Source organism: Variovorax sp. GW821-FHT09B01 (genome assembly GCF_059418345.1).
Genome location: NZ_JBWKPQ010000003.1, coordinates 288,210 through 302,144 on the forward strand (window position 1 = coordinate 288,210; position 13,935 = coordinate 302,144).

A 13,935-nucleotide genomic window follows, 5' to 3' on the forward strand; every position below is an offset into this window, starting at 1 on the left:
GATGTCTCCTCGTTGTTCTGGAGGGTCTTCAGTTCAGGCGGATGTCGTAGCGCTTGACGATGCCGGCGTTGCGGGTGAACTCCTCGCGCAGTTCGTCGCGGGCCTGCGCGGGCGTGCGGTCGGCCATCGGCTCGAAGCCGGCGTTGGCCACGCTCGCGCGCACCGCCGGGTTGGCCGCGACCTTGCGCAGCACCGCGTGGATCTTCTCGACCAGCGGCGCCGGCATCTGCGAGGAGGCGATCACGCCGGTCCAGTTGGCGAAGTCGAGCGCCGGGTAGCCGAGTTCGGCGAAGGTGGGCACGGCGGGAAATTCGGGCAGCCGGGCCTGGGTCGCGACCGCCAGCAGCCGCACCCTGTTGGCGGCGATCAGCGGCCGGGCCGTGACCGAGCCGTCGAACATCAGCGGCACCTGGCCGCCCATGACCTGCGCCAGCGCGGGCGCGGAACCGGGGTAGGGCACATGCTGCATGTCGAGCCCGGCCGCCTGGTTGAGGATGGCGCCCGCGTACTGCGAGGCCGTGCCCGCGCTGTAGGAGGCATAGGAGACCTGGCCCGGATGGGCCTTCACATAGGCGATGGCCTCCTTCGCATCCCTGGCCGGGAACTGCGGCGAGGCGATCAGCAGCAGCGAGGAGCGCGCCATCAGCGCGACCGGCTGCACGTCCTTGAGCGGATCGAAGCCGCCCTTGAGGACGTGCGGCACCTCGGTGAGCACGTTGCTGGCGGTCATCATCAGCGTCTGGCCGTCGGCCGGCTGGGACAGCAGGTACTTGACGGCGATCGCCCCGCCGGCGCCCGGCCTGTTCTCGACCACCACCGGCTGGCCGATGTCGCGCGAGAGCTGGTCGCCCACGATGCGCGCGAGCACGTCGATGGTGCCGCCCGGCGGCGCGGGAACGATCATCTTGACCGGCTTGTCGGTGTAGGCATGGGTCCAGGGCGAGCCCAGCGCCGACGCGGCGGCGACGAGCAGGGCGGCGAGGTGCGTGAGGCGCGGCATGGCTGCTCCGGTGCGTGGAGGCTCAGGCGGCCTTGCGCAGGAAGCCCTGCTGGCCGCCGTTGCGGTTGGGCGCGAAGCCGTTGGCCCGCAGCGTCTCTTCCACCGTGTCGTGGAACACGCCGATCTGCGAGATCTCGCGCGCCTGTTGCGCGGTGGCGATCGGGCGGCCGAATTCGCGCGCGATGCGCACCAGCTGCTCGACCTGCGCGGCGGTGCCGATCTTGGCGGTGCGCGACTGGTTCCAGAGGTTGTCCTCGGTGCCGCAGCGCACGTGCAGGCCCATGGCGATGCCCATCATGTTGACCGGCAGCACGTTGAGCACCGAGCTCTCCACCGTGAGCACCGCGCCGTCGGGCACCGCGCGCACGAAGTTGGCGAGGTTGTAGATGTTCGGCGCGTCCATGCCGCCGCCGATCGCGACCCAGTTGAGCACCAGCGGGCCCTTGTAGATGCCGCGGCGCATCAGCCGCTCGACCGACTCGAAGCTGTTGATGTTGTAGCACTGGAAGGCGCTCTGGATGCCCGCGGCGCTGAGGCGGCGGATGTGCTCCTCGGCCCAGCCCGGTTGCGCCGGCACCGTCATCTCCTTGTAGGCGTTGAAGACGACCGGGTCCTCCATCGAGGTGCCGCGGATGTCGCGCAGGTCGAACTGCTCGAGGATGTTCATCTGCGAGGTGTTGATCGTCACCGTGACCTGGTCCGGCTTGGGGTCGAGCTCGGCCAGCATGTGGCGCGTGTCGTCCGACAGCCACCTGGCGGCCGCGCCCTCGCTCTCGGGCGCGAACGAGATCGAGCCGCCGACCTGGATGATCATCTCGGGCACGCGGGCCCGCACGCCGGCGATCAGCTCGTTGAACTTGGACAGGCGCTTGGAACCCTTGCCGTCGAGTTCGCGCACGTGCAGGTGCAGCACGGTGGCGCCGGCTTCGTAGCAGTCCACCGCCTTCTGGACCTGCTCCTCCATCGTCACGGCGATCTCGCCGGGGAAATCCGAAGGCAGCCAGGACGGCGCGTAGGGGGCGGCGGTGATGATCAGCGGCTGCTGGTTTTCGGGGAACAGGTGACCGTCTAGGAAGTTCATCGAGGGCTCCGGGGGTGCGGGTGGTGCGAAGGGGGAAAGGCGGGTCAGGCGGGTCAGGCGGTCGGCGTGCCGACGATGCCGGCGCGTTCCATCTTGCGGTGGCAGGGCGGGTAGTCCATCACCGCGTAGTGCTGCGTGGCGCGGTTGTCCCAGATCGCCACGCTGTCGGGCTGCCAGCGCCAGCGCACCTGGTATTCGGGGATGGCGGCCTGGTTGACGAGGTACTGCAGCAGCGCCGACGCGCCCTGCGTGAAATCCTGGCCGTAGCGCACGTTGGCGGGCGTGTGGAAGTTGGTGAAGTGCGTCGTGAAGCCGTTGACGTACAGCACCCGCTCGCCGGTCTCGGGATGGATGCGCACCACGGGGTGCTCGGCGTCGGGATAGCGGGCCTTGAGCGCGAGGCGCTGCGCGATCGGCATCGCCGCGCCGAAGGTGCACTCGATGCTGTGGCGGGCGCGCAGCGGCGCGATCAGCTCCTTCACGTGCCCGGGCAGGCGCTCGTAGGCCAGCGCCATGTTGGCCCACATCGTGTCGCCGCCCACGGGCGGGCACTCGACGCAGCGCAGCACGCAGCCCATCGGCGGCGTCTCGCGCCAGCTGGCGTCGGTGTGCCAGCTGTTCTCGTAGCGGTCGTTGGGCGCGTCCGGCGTCTTGTAGATGCGCACCAGCCCCGGGTGCTCCGGATCGCTGCCGGCGACCGGATGGTCCTCCAGTTCGCCGAAGCGCCGCGCGAAGGCCACGTGCTCGGCCCGGCTGATCTTCTGGTCGCGCAGGAACAGCACCTTGTGCCGCAGCAGCAGCGCCCGGATTTCCTCGAACAGGCCGTCGTCCCGGGCCGCATCGGCCAGGCTGACGCCGCTGAGCTGGGCGCCGATGGCGCAGGTCATCGCTTCGATGCGCATGTCTTGTCTCCGTTCTTTTTGGCGGTCTGCCTGCCCCGGCCTCCGGGGTGCGGGCATGGGGCAACTGTAGGAGCGGGCCCCCGGCGGCGCTTTGCATTCGGTGCCAATCGCTGTGCATTTGGTGCCAGAATTCCCGCCATCCTGGAAAGGCTCGGCATGACGGCACTGGTGCGCGCGGCGGCGCTGACGAACTTCTCGGAGGTCGCGCAGGAGCTTGGCCACGATCCCGGCGCGGCGCTGCGCAGGGCCGGGCTGCGCGCCAGGATGCTGCGCGAGCCGGACCAGTTGATCGAGGCCGACCGCGTGGCCCGCCTGCTCGAGGACGCGGCGCGCGACACGGGCTGCGAGTCCTTTGGACTGCGCATCGCCGCGCGGCGCCAGCTATCGAACTTCGGGGTGCTCAGCCTGCTGCTGATGCACCAGCCGACCTTGCGGCAGGTGCTGCTCACGCTGATCGAGCACCTGCACCTGCTCAACGAAAGGCTGGCGATCCAGGTCGAGGATGTCGGCAAGCTGGTGCTGCTGCGCGAGGAACTGGCCGTGTCGGTGCCGGCGCGGCAGTCGATCGAGCTCGCGATCGGCGTGCTCTACCGGATGTGCGCGGCCTTGCTCGGCGACCGCTGGCGGCCCGCCAGCGTGAGCTTCAGCCATGGGCCGCCGGCCGATGCGTCCTTTCACCGCCGCTTCTTCCAGTGCCCGGTCGAGTTCGATGGCAGCTTCAACGGATTGGTGTGCCGCGCGGCGGACCTCGACGTGCCCAACCCGGGCGGCGATCCCGTGCTGGCGGCCTATGCGCGCAAGCTGATCGACGCCGTTCCCGGCGAGCGCGAGCGCTCGATCGACCAGGAGGTGCGCAAGGCCATCTACCTGATGCTGCCGGCGGGGCGGGCCACCTGCAAGTCGGTGGCGCAGGGCCTGGGGCTCAGCATGCGCACCTTGCAGCGCCAGCTCGATGCGCGCGAGCTGACCTTCAAGCAACTGGTCAACGACGTCCGTCAGGAACTCGCGCGGCGCTACGTGGCCAATGGCCGCCACAGCCTGGGCGAGGTGGCGGCGATGCTGGGCTACAGCACGCACAGTGCCTTCACCCGCTGGTTTGGCACCCAGTTCGGTTGTTCGCCCGAAGCCTGGCGTGCTACAGCTCGATGAACGCCGAGGTCGCCTTGTTGAGCGCCAGCATGCCCTTGGCCGTGATGCTCTCGACCTGGGCCAGCTGGCGGATCGCGCGGCCTTGGGGATGGCGCTCGGACGGGGGAATGAAGGCCGTCACGAGGTCCGCGGCGCGCAGCACGCGCAGCTTGTCGATCTCGGCGGGCGCGTGCACGACGTATGGCAATTTCTGCTCGGCGATGGTCCGAAGAAACTCCATGGACATGTGCCTTCTCCTTGAACGTTGATGGCAATGGGTCCGTGACATTGTGCGCAGAAACTCTTAGGACAGACTAAACCCTGCGCCGCTCGTGCCTATGTCAGCTGGCAGTCCGGCAGTACGGAAGCACTCTTTTTCGTAAAGCGTCGCGCGTGGCGCGGCGCTTCGTTTCCAGCGGTGTCGCGAGCGCCTGTCAGAACATGCCGTTCGAATTGGCGCGCTGGATGTTCGGTGCGAGCCAGGGGACCGAATTCTTCGGATGGCCCACGGGCTGCAGCGTGTCCCAATGCTCGATCGCCTTTCCGTCGGCATCCATCTTGTAGATGTCGACGCCGGCAATCCCGGGGTCCTCCGGATCGTCATTGAACAGGTTCAGGAATTCCACGTGGGCCCACACGTGGTCGCCGATGGCGGCGATCTTGTGGACCACGACGCGGGCCAGCACGCGCTCCCTGGTGAGCTTGCCGAAGAATTCACCCAGGGCCTGCGCGCCATCGCCGATCAGGGGGTTGTGCTGGATATAGGCGGCGCTGACGAAGCGGTGCACCGACTCTTCGGCCTTCTTCTGGTTGATCACCAGTTCGTAGAAGCCCAGGATGTTGTTCTTGTTGCGCACGGCGCGGCTGTCGCTCGGGTCGACGAGTTCGATCATGTTTGTTTCTCCCTGCATATGAAGCGTTGATCCATGGAAGGAATCCAGAAAAACTCGTTTCGAAAGTTTTTCTGGAGACCGCCAAGGACGCTATCACCGCGGTTGGCAGGAAGAGAGGGGCCATCGGCCCCGTGCACGCATCGATCGTGCGGGCCGTCACGATCGGGCACTGGAATTCTTGTGCACCGCAGCGCGAGCACGCCGCGCGCAGGGCTCTAACGCGCGGCCTGGGTCTGCGCCTGCATCGGCCACGCCGTCGTGTCGGGCGCGACGAGGTGCCACATCACCGGGTCGATGCCCTCGAAGGTGGCGCGGTAGCGTTCCGACAGCCGGCCTTCGCCGGTCACGTCGCGGATCACGATGCCGTCGACGCGCCCGGGGTTGTCGCGCAACACCTTGGCGTAGATCTCGGGATCGGCCTCGCCCGAATCGCCGACCAGCACGAAGCGGCGCTGCGGGAAGTCGGCCAGCAGGCGCGCGATCACGCCGAGCTTGTGGGCGCGCGAATCCTCGTCGCCCGGGATCAGCGTGCGCCAGGTCGTGCTCTCGCGCAGGTGCATGCTGCCCGGCGGAAAGCCCGCTTCGCGCACGAACTCCGCGAGCGGCGGATAGAGCTGGATCGGGCTGGCCGACAGGTAGTGGAAGCGCGTGTCGGGCGCCTGCGCGAGCGCGCGGTACCAGCCGGCCATGTGGGGCGCGGGCTCGAAGCGGCGCGCGAAGGTGTTGAGCAGCATCTCGCGCCGCTCGCGCACCTGGGTGCGCTTGATGGTGTCGTCGATGTCCGAGATCACCGACAGGCCCTGCGCCGGCACGATCAGCGCGCGGCCGCGGAAACGGTGCAGCAGTTCGCCGGGGCCGGTGACGGCATGGAACTCGAGCCACTGCTGCGCGGGCGACAGCCGCGGCACCTCGATCACCTGCCGCACATTGACGCGGCCATCGGCGCCCGAGGGCGGCATGGTCTTGCGCCCGGGGCTGCCGTCGAATTCGACGTCGAACACCTTGCCGTCCTCCGACTCGGCATGGAACAGCGCGGTGCGCTGGTTGAAGCGCAGCTGCGCGGCCGGCGAGAGCTTCTTGAGGTTGAGGCCGAGGTAGCGCGCGAACGCGGCATTGAGCCCCCAGCGGCGCTCGCGCTCGTAGACCCAGGCATGGATGTCGACCTCGAGCCGGCCGTCGTCGGTGGGCCGCGCGGTGCCGTTCATGAACAGCGCTTCCTCGTCGGGCTCCATCGGCTCGGCCGCCAGCGCGGGCGTGATGCCGCCGGCCGCCAGCGCCGCGCCGGCCAGCAGCGTGCGCCGGCGCAACGCCAGTGTCATGCGCCGGCCGTGACGCGCTCGTACGTCACGAAGCTGAAGGCCAGGCCGTCCTTGGCCGACACATGCGACTCGCGCTGCGTCTCGCGCCAGGCGCTGGCGTCGAGCACCGGCGCGAAGGCGTCGCCCTCGTAGTCGCGGGCGATCTCGGTGACCAGTGCGCGCCGCGCGAAGGGCTCGGCCTCGGCATAGATCTGCGCGCCGCCGATGACCCAGACATCGGGCGCCTCGAGCCGCTCGCAAGCCTCGAGCGCCTCGCGCAGGCTGCCCACGCGCTGCGCGCCCTCGGCCTGCCAGCCGGCCTGGCGCGTGACCACGATGTTGCGCCGCCCCGGCAGCGGCCGGAAGCGCGGCGGCAGCGAGTCCCAGGTCTTGCGGCCCATGATGACCGGCGCGCCCAGCGTGCGCGCCTTGAAGTGCGCCATGTCCTCGGGCAGGTGCCAAGGGATGGTGTTGGCGGCACCGATGACGCCGTTGGCGGCGCGCGCGAAGATGAGGTTGAGGTTCATGGAGCGCAAAGCAGGTTCGAAACCGGCCGATTCTGACCGCATCCGCGCCCGCCCGGCCCCGAATGCCTCAGACGGCCACCGGCGCCTTGATCGGGTCGTGGTGCCGGTAGTCCTCGAACGCGAAGTCCTCGTACCGGTAGTCGAAGATCGAGTCGGGCCGGCGCTTGATGCGCAGCGTGGGATAGGGGTAGGGCTCGCGGCTCAGTTGCAGCGCGACCTGCTCGGTGTGGTTGCTGTAGATGTGGCAGTCGCCGCCGGTCCAGATGAAGTCGCCGACGTCGAGGTCGCACTGCTGCGCCATCATGTGCGTGAGCAGCGCGTAGCTCGCGATGTTGAAGGGCACGCCGAGGAAGATGTCGGCGCTGCGCTGGTAGAGCTGGCAGCTGAGCCGGCCGCGTTCGCCGTCGTTCTGCGGCGGCGCCACGTAGAACTGGAAGAAGGCGTGGCAGGGCATCAGCGCCATCTTCGAGAGCTCGGCCACGTTCCAGGCGCTCACGATGATGCGGCGCGAATCGGGGTTGGACTTGAGCGTCTTCACGACCTCGGCGATCTGGTCGATGTGGCCGCCGTCGGGCGTGGGCCAGCTGCGCCACTGCACGCCGTACACCGGGCCCAGGTCGCCGTCCTCGCGCGCCCACTCGTCCCAGATGGTGACGCCGCGTTCCTTGAGCCAGTTGTTGTTGCTCGAGCCGGTCAGGAACCACAGCAGCTCCTGGATGATGGACTTGACGTGCACCTTCTTCGTGGTGACCAGCGGGAAGCCCTCGTTGAGGTCGAAGCGCATCTGGTGGCCGAACACGCTCCTGGTGCCGGTGCCGGTGCGGTCGCTCTTGTACACGCCGTGGGTGTCGACGTGGCGCATGAAGTCTTCGTACTGGGAGCGGATGGGGCGTTGGGTCATGGCGATGGAGGGCGGCGGCAACGGCGCGCCCGGGACGGCGGGGCTGGAGCCCCGAATCTTATTCGGATGAGGGGCCGGCGGCTGGCCGGGCAGGCCAAGACTATAAGATGAGAACTATTCTCAACATTCCGCAAGCGCAACCCGTGTCCGCCCCGGCCCTCGAAGACAGCCTCCAGGTGCTCTACCGCAGCCATCACGGCTGGCTGCAGGCCTGGCTGCGGCGTCGGCTGGGCTGCGCCGAGGATGCGGCCGACCTCGCGCACGATGCCTTCGTGCGGCTGCTGGCCGCGAGGCCGCCGCAGGCGGCGCCGGTCGAGATGAAGGAGCCGCGGGCCTACCTGACGACGGTGGCGCGCGGCCTGCTGATCGACCGCTTCCGCCGCGCCGACCTCGAGCGCGCCTACCTCGCCGACCTCGCGGCGCTGCCGCCGGCGCTCTATCCCTCGCCCGAGGAGCAGTTGCAGGCGGTGCAGGCGCTGCGCGCGCTCGATGCGCTGCTCGCGAGCCTCACGCCCAAGACCCGCGCCGCCTGGCTGCACAGCCGGCTCGACGGCATGACCCATGCCGAGATCGCGGCGCAGCTCGGCGTGTCGGTGCCGCGCGTGCGGCAGTACCTGGCGACGGCCGCGCGGCGGGGCTACGAATTGCGTTTCGGCGTCGCGCTGCCGGCAGCGTCGACATGAGCGCGCAGGCCTCGGCGTCGTTGCCGGTGTCCGCGGCCGTGCTCGACGCGGCGATCGGCTGGCAGTTGCGCATGGGCTCGGGCGAGGCCGGCGCGCGCGATGCCGAAGGCCTGCGCCGCTGGCTCGACGCCCACGCCGACCACCGGCGGGCCTGGGCCCAGCTCGGCGAGCTCGATGCGCAACTGGCGCCCGCGCGCAGCGACGCCGTGCGTTCGGCGCTGGTGCGCCGCGGCGCCGCGCGGCGCTGGAAGCAGTCGGCAGGCGTGCTGGGGCTGCTGGCCGCGTTGCTGCTGGGGCTCGGTGCCGTCGACCGCTTCGAGCCGCTGGCCACCCTGAGCGCCGACTACCGCACCGGCACCGGCGAGCGCCTCACCGTGGTGCTGCCCGACCGCAGCGTGCTGCACCTCGACACCCGCAGCGCGGTCGACCTGGCCTTCGATGGCAGCCGGCGCGCGATCGTGCTGCGCGCGGGCGAGATCGCCATCGAGACCGCCCATGGCGACGCGGCCGAGCAGCGCCCCTTCGTCGTGCTGACACCCGAAGGCAGCCTGCGCGCCCTGGGCACGCGCTTCGTCGTGCGCCGTCTCGACGACGGCGCCGGCACGCGGCTCACGGTCACGCAGTCCGCGGTGGCGGCACGGCCGGCCGCCTGCGCGGCCGATCCGGCCCGGGCCTGCGAAGGCGAACGCGTCGTGCAGCAGGGCCAGAGCCTGGAACTGCATGCCGACGGCGCCGGTACCCCCGGCCCCGCGCGCCCCGACACCGATGCCTGGAAGGACGGCATGCTGGTGGTCGACGACCGGCCGTTGGCCGAGGTGGTGGCCGAACTCGCGCGCTACCGGCCCGGCCACCTCGCGGTCGACCCGCGCGTGGCCGGCCTGCGCGTGACCGGCACGCTGCCGCTGGACGACACCGACAAGGCGCTGCTGGCGCTCACCGCCGCGCTGCCGGTCGAACTCGTGGGCGGCACGCGCTGGTGGCTGCGCATCGAGTCGAGGCAGGCGCCACGCTGAAGCCTGGATCGGGGCGGCGCCGGATTTTTTTCGGCCGCCCCCTCTCACTTTTAGAACCTCGTCCGGCAAGCAGGAAGAGAACCCTCGTCCTTCCCCTGCCTGGAGTCCCGTCTTGTCCTCGTCCTTCCCGTTCCGTCCGACCCCGCTCGTCGCCGCGCTGCTGTTCGCCACCGCCATGCCGGCCCTGCTGCCGACGGCAGCACGCGCGCAGGCGCAGGCCGCCCCCGTGCTGCGCGACTACGACCTGCCGCCCGGCCCGCTCGGCGCCACGCTCAACCGCATCGCGCGCGAGGCCGGGCTGGCGCTGACGGTCGATGCCGCGCTGGTCGGCCAGCGCGCCTCGGCGCCGGTGCGCGGCCGCTACGACGCGCCGCAGGCGCTGCGCCGCGCGCTGGCCGACAGCGGCCTCGAGCTGCTGCCGACCGACGCGGGCGGCTACACCGTGCGCGCGGCCGCGCCGGCCGCGCCCACCGCGACGGCCAGCAGGAGCTCTACGGGCTCGGCGCGGCCAGCTGTTCGAGGACGAGATCGCGCAGGGCCGCATGCTGCATGCGCCCGCGCCCGTCAAGCGCGTGCTGCATGCGGCCGACGTGGCCGCGGTGCTGGCCAGGGGCTCGCCCACCGAGCGGCCGGCCGCGGCGCCGGCGCGCTTCGCGATCGGCCAGGCGGTGCGCATGCGCGCGGGCCGCGTCGACTATCACACGCGGCTGCCGGGCTATGTGCAGGGGCGGCGCGGCACCGTCGAGCGGCTGCATGGCGCGCACGTGTTCGCCGACAGCAATGCGCAGGGCGCGGGCGAGGCGCCGCAGTGGCTCTACACGGTGGTGTTCGAGGAAGCCGAACTCTGGGGCTCGCGGGCGCAGCAGCTTTCGGTGTCGGTCGATGCCTGGGAAAGCTACTTGGAGGCGGTCGAATGACGCAGTACCCCGACGGGATGCTGGTCCCCGGCATGCCACGCGACGCCGACGGCCCGGTCTTCGGCGCGCCCTGGCAGGCCCAGGCCTTCGCGATGACGCTCGCGCTGCACGAGAAGGGCCTGTTCAGCTGGAGCGAGTGGGCAGAGACCCTGGCCGCGCAGATCCAGGCCGCGCAGGCCGCGGGCGACCCCGATGCAGGCGATACCTACTACCGGCACTGGCTCGCCGCGCTCGAGACGCTGGTGGCGCGCAAGGGCGCGAGTTCGCACGACGAACTGGCGCGCTACCGCGAGGCCTGGGACCACGCGGCCGACCGCACGCCGCATGGGCAGGCGATCGAGCTGCGGCCCGGCGACTTCGGGCATTGACTTCGGGTGTCGCCAGCTTGATCGGCGGGGCCACGTCGATAGTCCAACAGCTGTTGGACAAATGCCGCGCCCGACAGGGCGTCGGCGTCAGACCCGGATCACCCGCCCCGGATTCAGGATGTTCTTCGGATCCAGCCCGCGCTTGATCGCGCGCATCATCTCGAGCGCCACCGGCGACTTGTGCTTCTCGAGCGTGTCGACCTTGAGCGAACCCACGCCATGCTCGGCCGAGAACGAGCCGCCGAACTTCTCGACCGCCTCGTAGACCAGCGTGTTGATGCGGTCTTCCTCGTTCTTCAGGAAGGCCTTGGTATCGACGTTCTCGGGCGCCTGCACGTTGTAGTGCAGGTTGCCGTCGCCGAGGTGGCCGAAGTTCACCAGCCGCACGCCGGCGATCTCGCGCGCCAGCAGCGCGTCGGTCTCGGCCACGAAGGCCGGGATGCGCGAGACGGGGATCGAGATGTCGTGCTTGATGTTCAAGCCTTCCTCGGCCTGCGCGAGCGGGATGCTCTCGCGGATGTGCCAGAGCTGGTGCGCCTGCGCGAGGTTCTCGGCCACCACGGCGTCGGTCACGCAGCCGTCCTCGAAGGCGGTTTCGAGCAGGGCCTCGAAGCGCGCGCGCGCATGGTCCTCCGATTCGCTGTCGGAGTTCTCGAGCAGCACGCAGTAGGGCACGTTCTCGTCGCCGATGAAGGGCACGCGCAGCTGCGGCATGTGCTTGTCGACCAGGCTCAGCGCGAACTTGCCCATCACCTCGAAGCCCGTGAGGCCCGGGCCCAGCTGCTTGTGGGCCAGGCCCAGCAGCGTGACCGCGTGGTCGAGCGAGGGCACGGCGGCCCAGGCCGTGAGTTGCGCGGCCGGCAGCGGGTAGAGCTTCATGGTCGCGGCCGTGATGATGCCCAGCGTGCCCTCGCTGCCGACGAACAGGTCGCGCAGGTCGTAGCCGGTGTTGTCCTTGCGCAGGCCGCTGGTGCCGTGCCAGATCTCGCCCTGCGGCGTGACCACTTCCAGGCCCAGGCAGAGCTCGCGCGTGTTGCCGTAGCGCACGACCTGCGTGCCGCCGGCATTGGTCGCGAGGTTGCCGCCGATGGTGCAGCTGCCCTCGGCCGCGAGGCTCAGCGGGAACAGGTAGCCGGCCTTCTCGGCGGTCTCCTGCAGGGTCTGCAGGATGCAGCCCGACTCCACCGTCATCGTGAGGTTGGCCGCGTCGATCTCGCGGATGGCGTTGAGCCGTTGCAGGCTCAGCACCACCTGCGTGCCGCTGTCGTCGGGAATGGAGCCGACCGCCAGGCCGGTGTTGCCGCCCTGCGGGATCACGGCGGTGCCGGCCTCGGCGCAGGCCTTGACCACCTCGGCCACCTGCTGCGCATCGGCCGGGCGCACCACGGCCAGCGCCTTGCCGCGCGAGCGCTTGCGCCAGTCCTGTTCGTAGGCCGTGAGGTCGCCCTCGTTGAGCAGGTGGTTGGCGCCGACGATGGCGCGCAGCCGCTCGAGCAGGGCGGCGGAAGAAGCGGAAGTGGTCATGGGGTGGAAGCCTCCAGGGGACGGGCGGCGGCCTTGGCGTGGCGCAGCCGCAGGCGGACGTGCCAGGCGCAGGCGACGAAGAGCACGAGGCACAGCAGCACCTCGACCAGCGCGAGCAGCTGGCTGATGCCGTTGGTGTCGCTCCAGGCGCGCACCACGCCCTCGGTGAAATAGAGCCAGACCATCAGGCTGACCCAGCGGTAGGTGTACATGCGGTTCTTCAGCAGGCCGGCCAGCGGGATCGCGAGCGGCAGCACCTTGAGCGCCATCAGCGAACCGCCGGGGCGCAGCGGCGCCAGCCAGAGTTCCCAGGCCAGGCCCAGCACGATCAGGCCGACGAGGCTGCCGACCGCGAGCCAGCGGGTGGCGGCGACGGAGGAGGGCGGGGGCGAGGCGATGGGCACGGGCGGGCGACGGTGAAGAAGGACAGGGGATGCGATCCCGGGGGCGCCGCGTGGCGAAACGGAAAAGGCGGATGGCATGATACCGGCCATGAATCGTCGTCAGCTCTGGAGGGATCTCTCCCGTTTCCCCTGGCGAAACACCGCCGCGGTGCTCAGCGAGCGTTTTCGCGAAGACCGCCTCGGGCTCACGGCCAGCAGCCTGACCTTCACCACCACCATCGCGATGGTGCCGTTCTTCACGGTGGCGCTCGCGCTGTTCACCGTGTTCCCGATGTTCGCCAAGATGCAGGGCCGCCTGCAGCGCTGGCTGATCGAGAGCCTGATCCCCGAGAACATCGCGCGCCAGGTGCTGGGCTACCTCAACCAGTTCGCGAGCAAGGCCAGCGGCCTGGGGATCGCGGGCCTGATCGTGCTGCTGATCACCGCCATCGCGCTGATCCTCACCATCGACAAGACGCTCAACAACGTCTGGCGCGTGCGTTCGCCGCGGCCCTTCGCGCAGCGGGTGCTGATCTACTGGGCCACGATCACGCTCGGGCCGCTGATCCTGGCGGTGAGCCTGTCCACCACCTCCTACGTGTTCGCGGCCTCGCGCGACGTGGTCGGCGTGAGCGTGGTCAAGCTGTTCTTCGACGCCTTCGAGTTCGTGCTGCTGGCCGCCGGCATGGCCTCGCTCTACCACTACGTGCCCAACACCAACGTGCGCTGGTCGCATGCCTGGGCCGGCGGCGTGTTCGTGGCGGCGGCGATCGAGATCGCCAAGCGGGTGCTGGGCTACTACCTGAGCCTGGTGCCGACCTACTCGGTGCTCTATGGCGCCTTCGCCACCTTCCCGATCCTGCTGGTGTGGATCTACGTGGCCTGGGTCATCGTGCTGCTGGGCGCGGTGATCGCGGCCTACCTGCCGAGCATCCTGACCGGCGTGGCCCGGCGCGGCGGCGGTGCCGGCTGGCCGATGCAGCTGGCGCTCGAGGTGCTGCAGCAGCTCGCCCGGGCCCGCGCGACGCCCGACAAGGGCGTGGGCGCGGCGCGGCTGGTGGCCTCGATGCGCGTCGACGCGCTGCAGTTGGTGCCGGTGCTCGAGACCCTGGTGGCGCTCGACTGGATCGCGCCGCTGGCCGAGGACGGCGATGGCGGCGATCCGCGCTACGTGCTGCTGGCCGATCCGTCGACGCCGATCGAGCCGCTGCTCGAGGCGCTCCTGATGCCCAAGGCCGAGCCGCTCGAGGACCTGTGGCAGAAGGGGCCGCTGCGCTCGCTGCGGCTGGGTGACGTGCTATTGATCTAGGAGCAAGG

The 13,935-nt window shown here is 70.1% G+C and carries 16 protein-coding genes; 6 read left to right on the forward strand and 10 right to left on the reverse strand.

Features of this window, described 5'->3' with window-relative positions:
* Positions 1-28: 28 nt before the first annotated feature.
* The 3 genes from AC07RV_RS12760 to AC07RV_RS12770 are packed head-to-tail and all read right to left on the reverse strand — an operon-like array spanning position 29 to position 2,983.
* Positions 29-1,000, reverse strand: a complete 972-nt coding sequence (locus AC07RV_RS12760; protein WP_296778510.1) for a Bug family tripartite tricarboxylate transporter substrate binding protein — start codon at positions 998-1,000, stop codon at positions 29-31.
* A 22-nt stretch (positions 1,001-1,022) separates the two neighbouring features.
* The gene (locus AC07RV_RS12765; RefSeq protein WP_296778507.1) at positions 1,023-2,081 is read right to left on the reverse strand and encodes a beta-keto acid cleavage family enzyme; all 1,059 of its coding nucleotides are present in this window, start codon (positions 2,079-2,081) and stop codon (positions 1,023-1,025) included.
* Positions 2,082-2,134: 53 nt separating this feature from the next.
* The gene (locus AC07RV_RS12770) at positions 2,135-2,983 is read right to left on the reverse strand and encodes a TauD/TfdA dioxygenase family protein (RefSeq protein ID WP_296778504.1); all 849 of its coding nucleotides are present in this window, start codon (positions 2,981-2,983) and stop codon (positions 2,135-2,137) included.
* 156 nt (positions 2,984-3,139) lie between these two features.
* Between AC07RV_RS12770 and AC07RV_RS12775 the strand changes: the two genes are divergently transcribed.
* Positions 3,140-4,132 carry an AraC family transcriptional regulator gene (locus AC07RV_RS12775; RefSeq protein WP_296778501.1) on the forward strand — a complete coding sequence of 331 codons (993 nt, stop codon included), beginning with the start codon at positions 3,140-3,142 and terminating at the stop codon, positions 4,130-4,132.
* Here AC07RV_RS12775 and AC07RV_RS12780 read toward each other — a convergent pair.
* From AC07RV_RS12780 to AC07RV_RS12800, 5 genes are all read right to left on the reverse strand, one after another.
* The gene (locus tag AC07RV_RS12780) at positions 4,119-4,358 is read right to left on the reverse strand and encodes a hypothetical protein (RefSeq protein WP_093343260.1); all 240 of its coding nucleotides are present in this window, start codon (positions 4,356-4,358) and stop codon (positions 4,119-4,121) included. The two genes, AC07RV_RS12775 and AC07RV_RS12780, sit on opposite strands and share 14 nt — an antisense overlap.
* 187 nt (positions 4,359-4,545) lie before the next feature.
* Positions 4,546-5,004, reverse strand: coding sequence for a nuclear transport factor 2 family protein (locus tag AC07RV_RS12785; protein WP_057589684.1), 459 nt, complete (start codon positions 5,002-5,004; stop codon positions 4,546-4,548).
* 215 nt (positions 5,005-5,219) lie between these two features.
* Positions 5,220-6,323, reverse strand: coding sequence for a phosphatidate phosphatase App1 family protein (locus tag AC07RV_RS12790; protein WP_296778497.1), 1,104 nt, complete (start codon positions 6,321-6,323; stop codon positions 5,220-5,222).
* Positions 6,320-6,829, reverse strand: a complete 510-nt coding sequence (locus AC07RV_RS12795) for a dihydrofolate reductase (RefSeq protein ID WP_296778495.1) — start codon at positions 6,827-6,829, stop codon at positions 6,320-6,322. Before AC07RV_RS12795 ends, AC07RV_RS12790 begins: the two co-directional genes overlap by 4 nt.
* A gap of 67 nt (positions 6,830-6,896) precedes the next feature.
* On the reverse strand, positions 6,897-7,730 hold the full coding sequence (locus AC07RV_RS12800) for a thymidylate synthase (RefSeq protein ID WP_296778492.1): 834 nt from the start codon (positions 7,728-7,730) through the stop codon (positions 6,897-6,899).
* A gap of 143 nt (positions 7,731-7,873) precedes the next feature.
* Between AC07RV_RS12800 and AC07RV_RS12805 the strand changes: the two genes are divergently transcribed.
* The 4 genes from AC07RV_RS12805 (at position 7,874) to AC07RV_RS12820 (ending at position 10,711) form a co-directional block, all read left to right on the forward strand.
* Positions 7,874-8,413, forward strand: coding sequence for a sigma-70 family RNA polymerase sigma factor (locus AC07RV_RS12805; RefSeq protein WP_296778490.1), 540 nt, complete (start codon positions 7,874-7,876; stop codon positions 8,411-8,413).
* The gene (locus AC07RV_RS12810; protein ID WP_296778488.1) at positions 8,410-9,426 is read left to right on the forward strand and encodes a FecR domain-containing protein; all 1,017 of its coding nucleotides are present in this window, start codon (positions 8,410-8,412) and stop codon (positions 9,424-9,426) included. The genes AC07RV_RS12805 and AC07RV_RS12810 overlap by 4 nt, the downstream gene beginning before the upstream one ends.
* A gap of 542 nt (positions 9,427-9,968) precedes the next feature.
* Positions 9,969-10,343, forward strand: coding sequence for an SH3-like domain-containing protein (locus tag AC07RV_RS12815; RefSeq protein ID WP_366928990.1), 375 nt, complete (start codon positions 9,969-9,971; stop codon positions 10,341-10,343).
* Complete coding sequence (locus AC07RV_RS12820) at positions 10,340-10,711, forward strand: nitrile hydratase accessory protein (RefSeq protein ID WP_296778481.1); 372 nt, start codon at positions 10,340-10,342, stop codon at positions 10,709-10,711. The genes AC07RV_RS12815 and AC07RV_RS12820 overlap by 4 nt, the downstream gene beginning before the upstream one ends.
* 87 nt (positions 10,712-10,798) lie before the next feature.
* Here the strand turns inward: AC07RV_RS12820 and AC07RV_RS12825 are convergent, their stop codons facing one another.
* Complete coding sequence (locus AC07RV_RS12825) at positions 10,799-12,235, reverse strand: FAD-binding oxidoreductase (protein WP_208507648.1); 1,437 nt, start codon at positions 12,233-12,235, stop codon at positions 10,799-10,801.
* Positions 12,232-12,639 carry a DUF2069 domain-containing protein gene (locus AC07RV_RS12830; protein ID WP_093343246.1) on the reverse strand — a complete coding sequence of 136 codons (408 nt, stop codon included), beginning with the start codon at positions 12,637-12,639 and terminating at the stop codon, positions 12,232-12,234. Before AC07RV_RS12830 ends, AC07RV_RS12825 begins: the two co-directional genes overlap by 4 nt.
* A gap of 76 nt (positions 12,640-12,715) precedes the next feature.
* Here AC07RV_RS12830 and AC07RV_RS12835 point away from each other — a divergent pair, with 76 nt between their 5' ends.
* Positions 12,716-13,927, forward strand: a complete 1,212-nt coding sequence (locus AC07RV_RS12835) for a YihY family inner membrane protein (RefSeq protein ID WP_296778478.1) — start codon at positions 12,716-12,718, stop codon at positions 13,925-13,927.
* Positions 13,928-13,935: the final 8 nt, after the last annotated feature.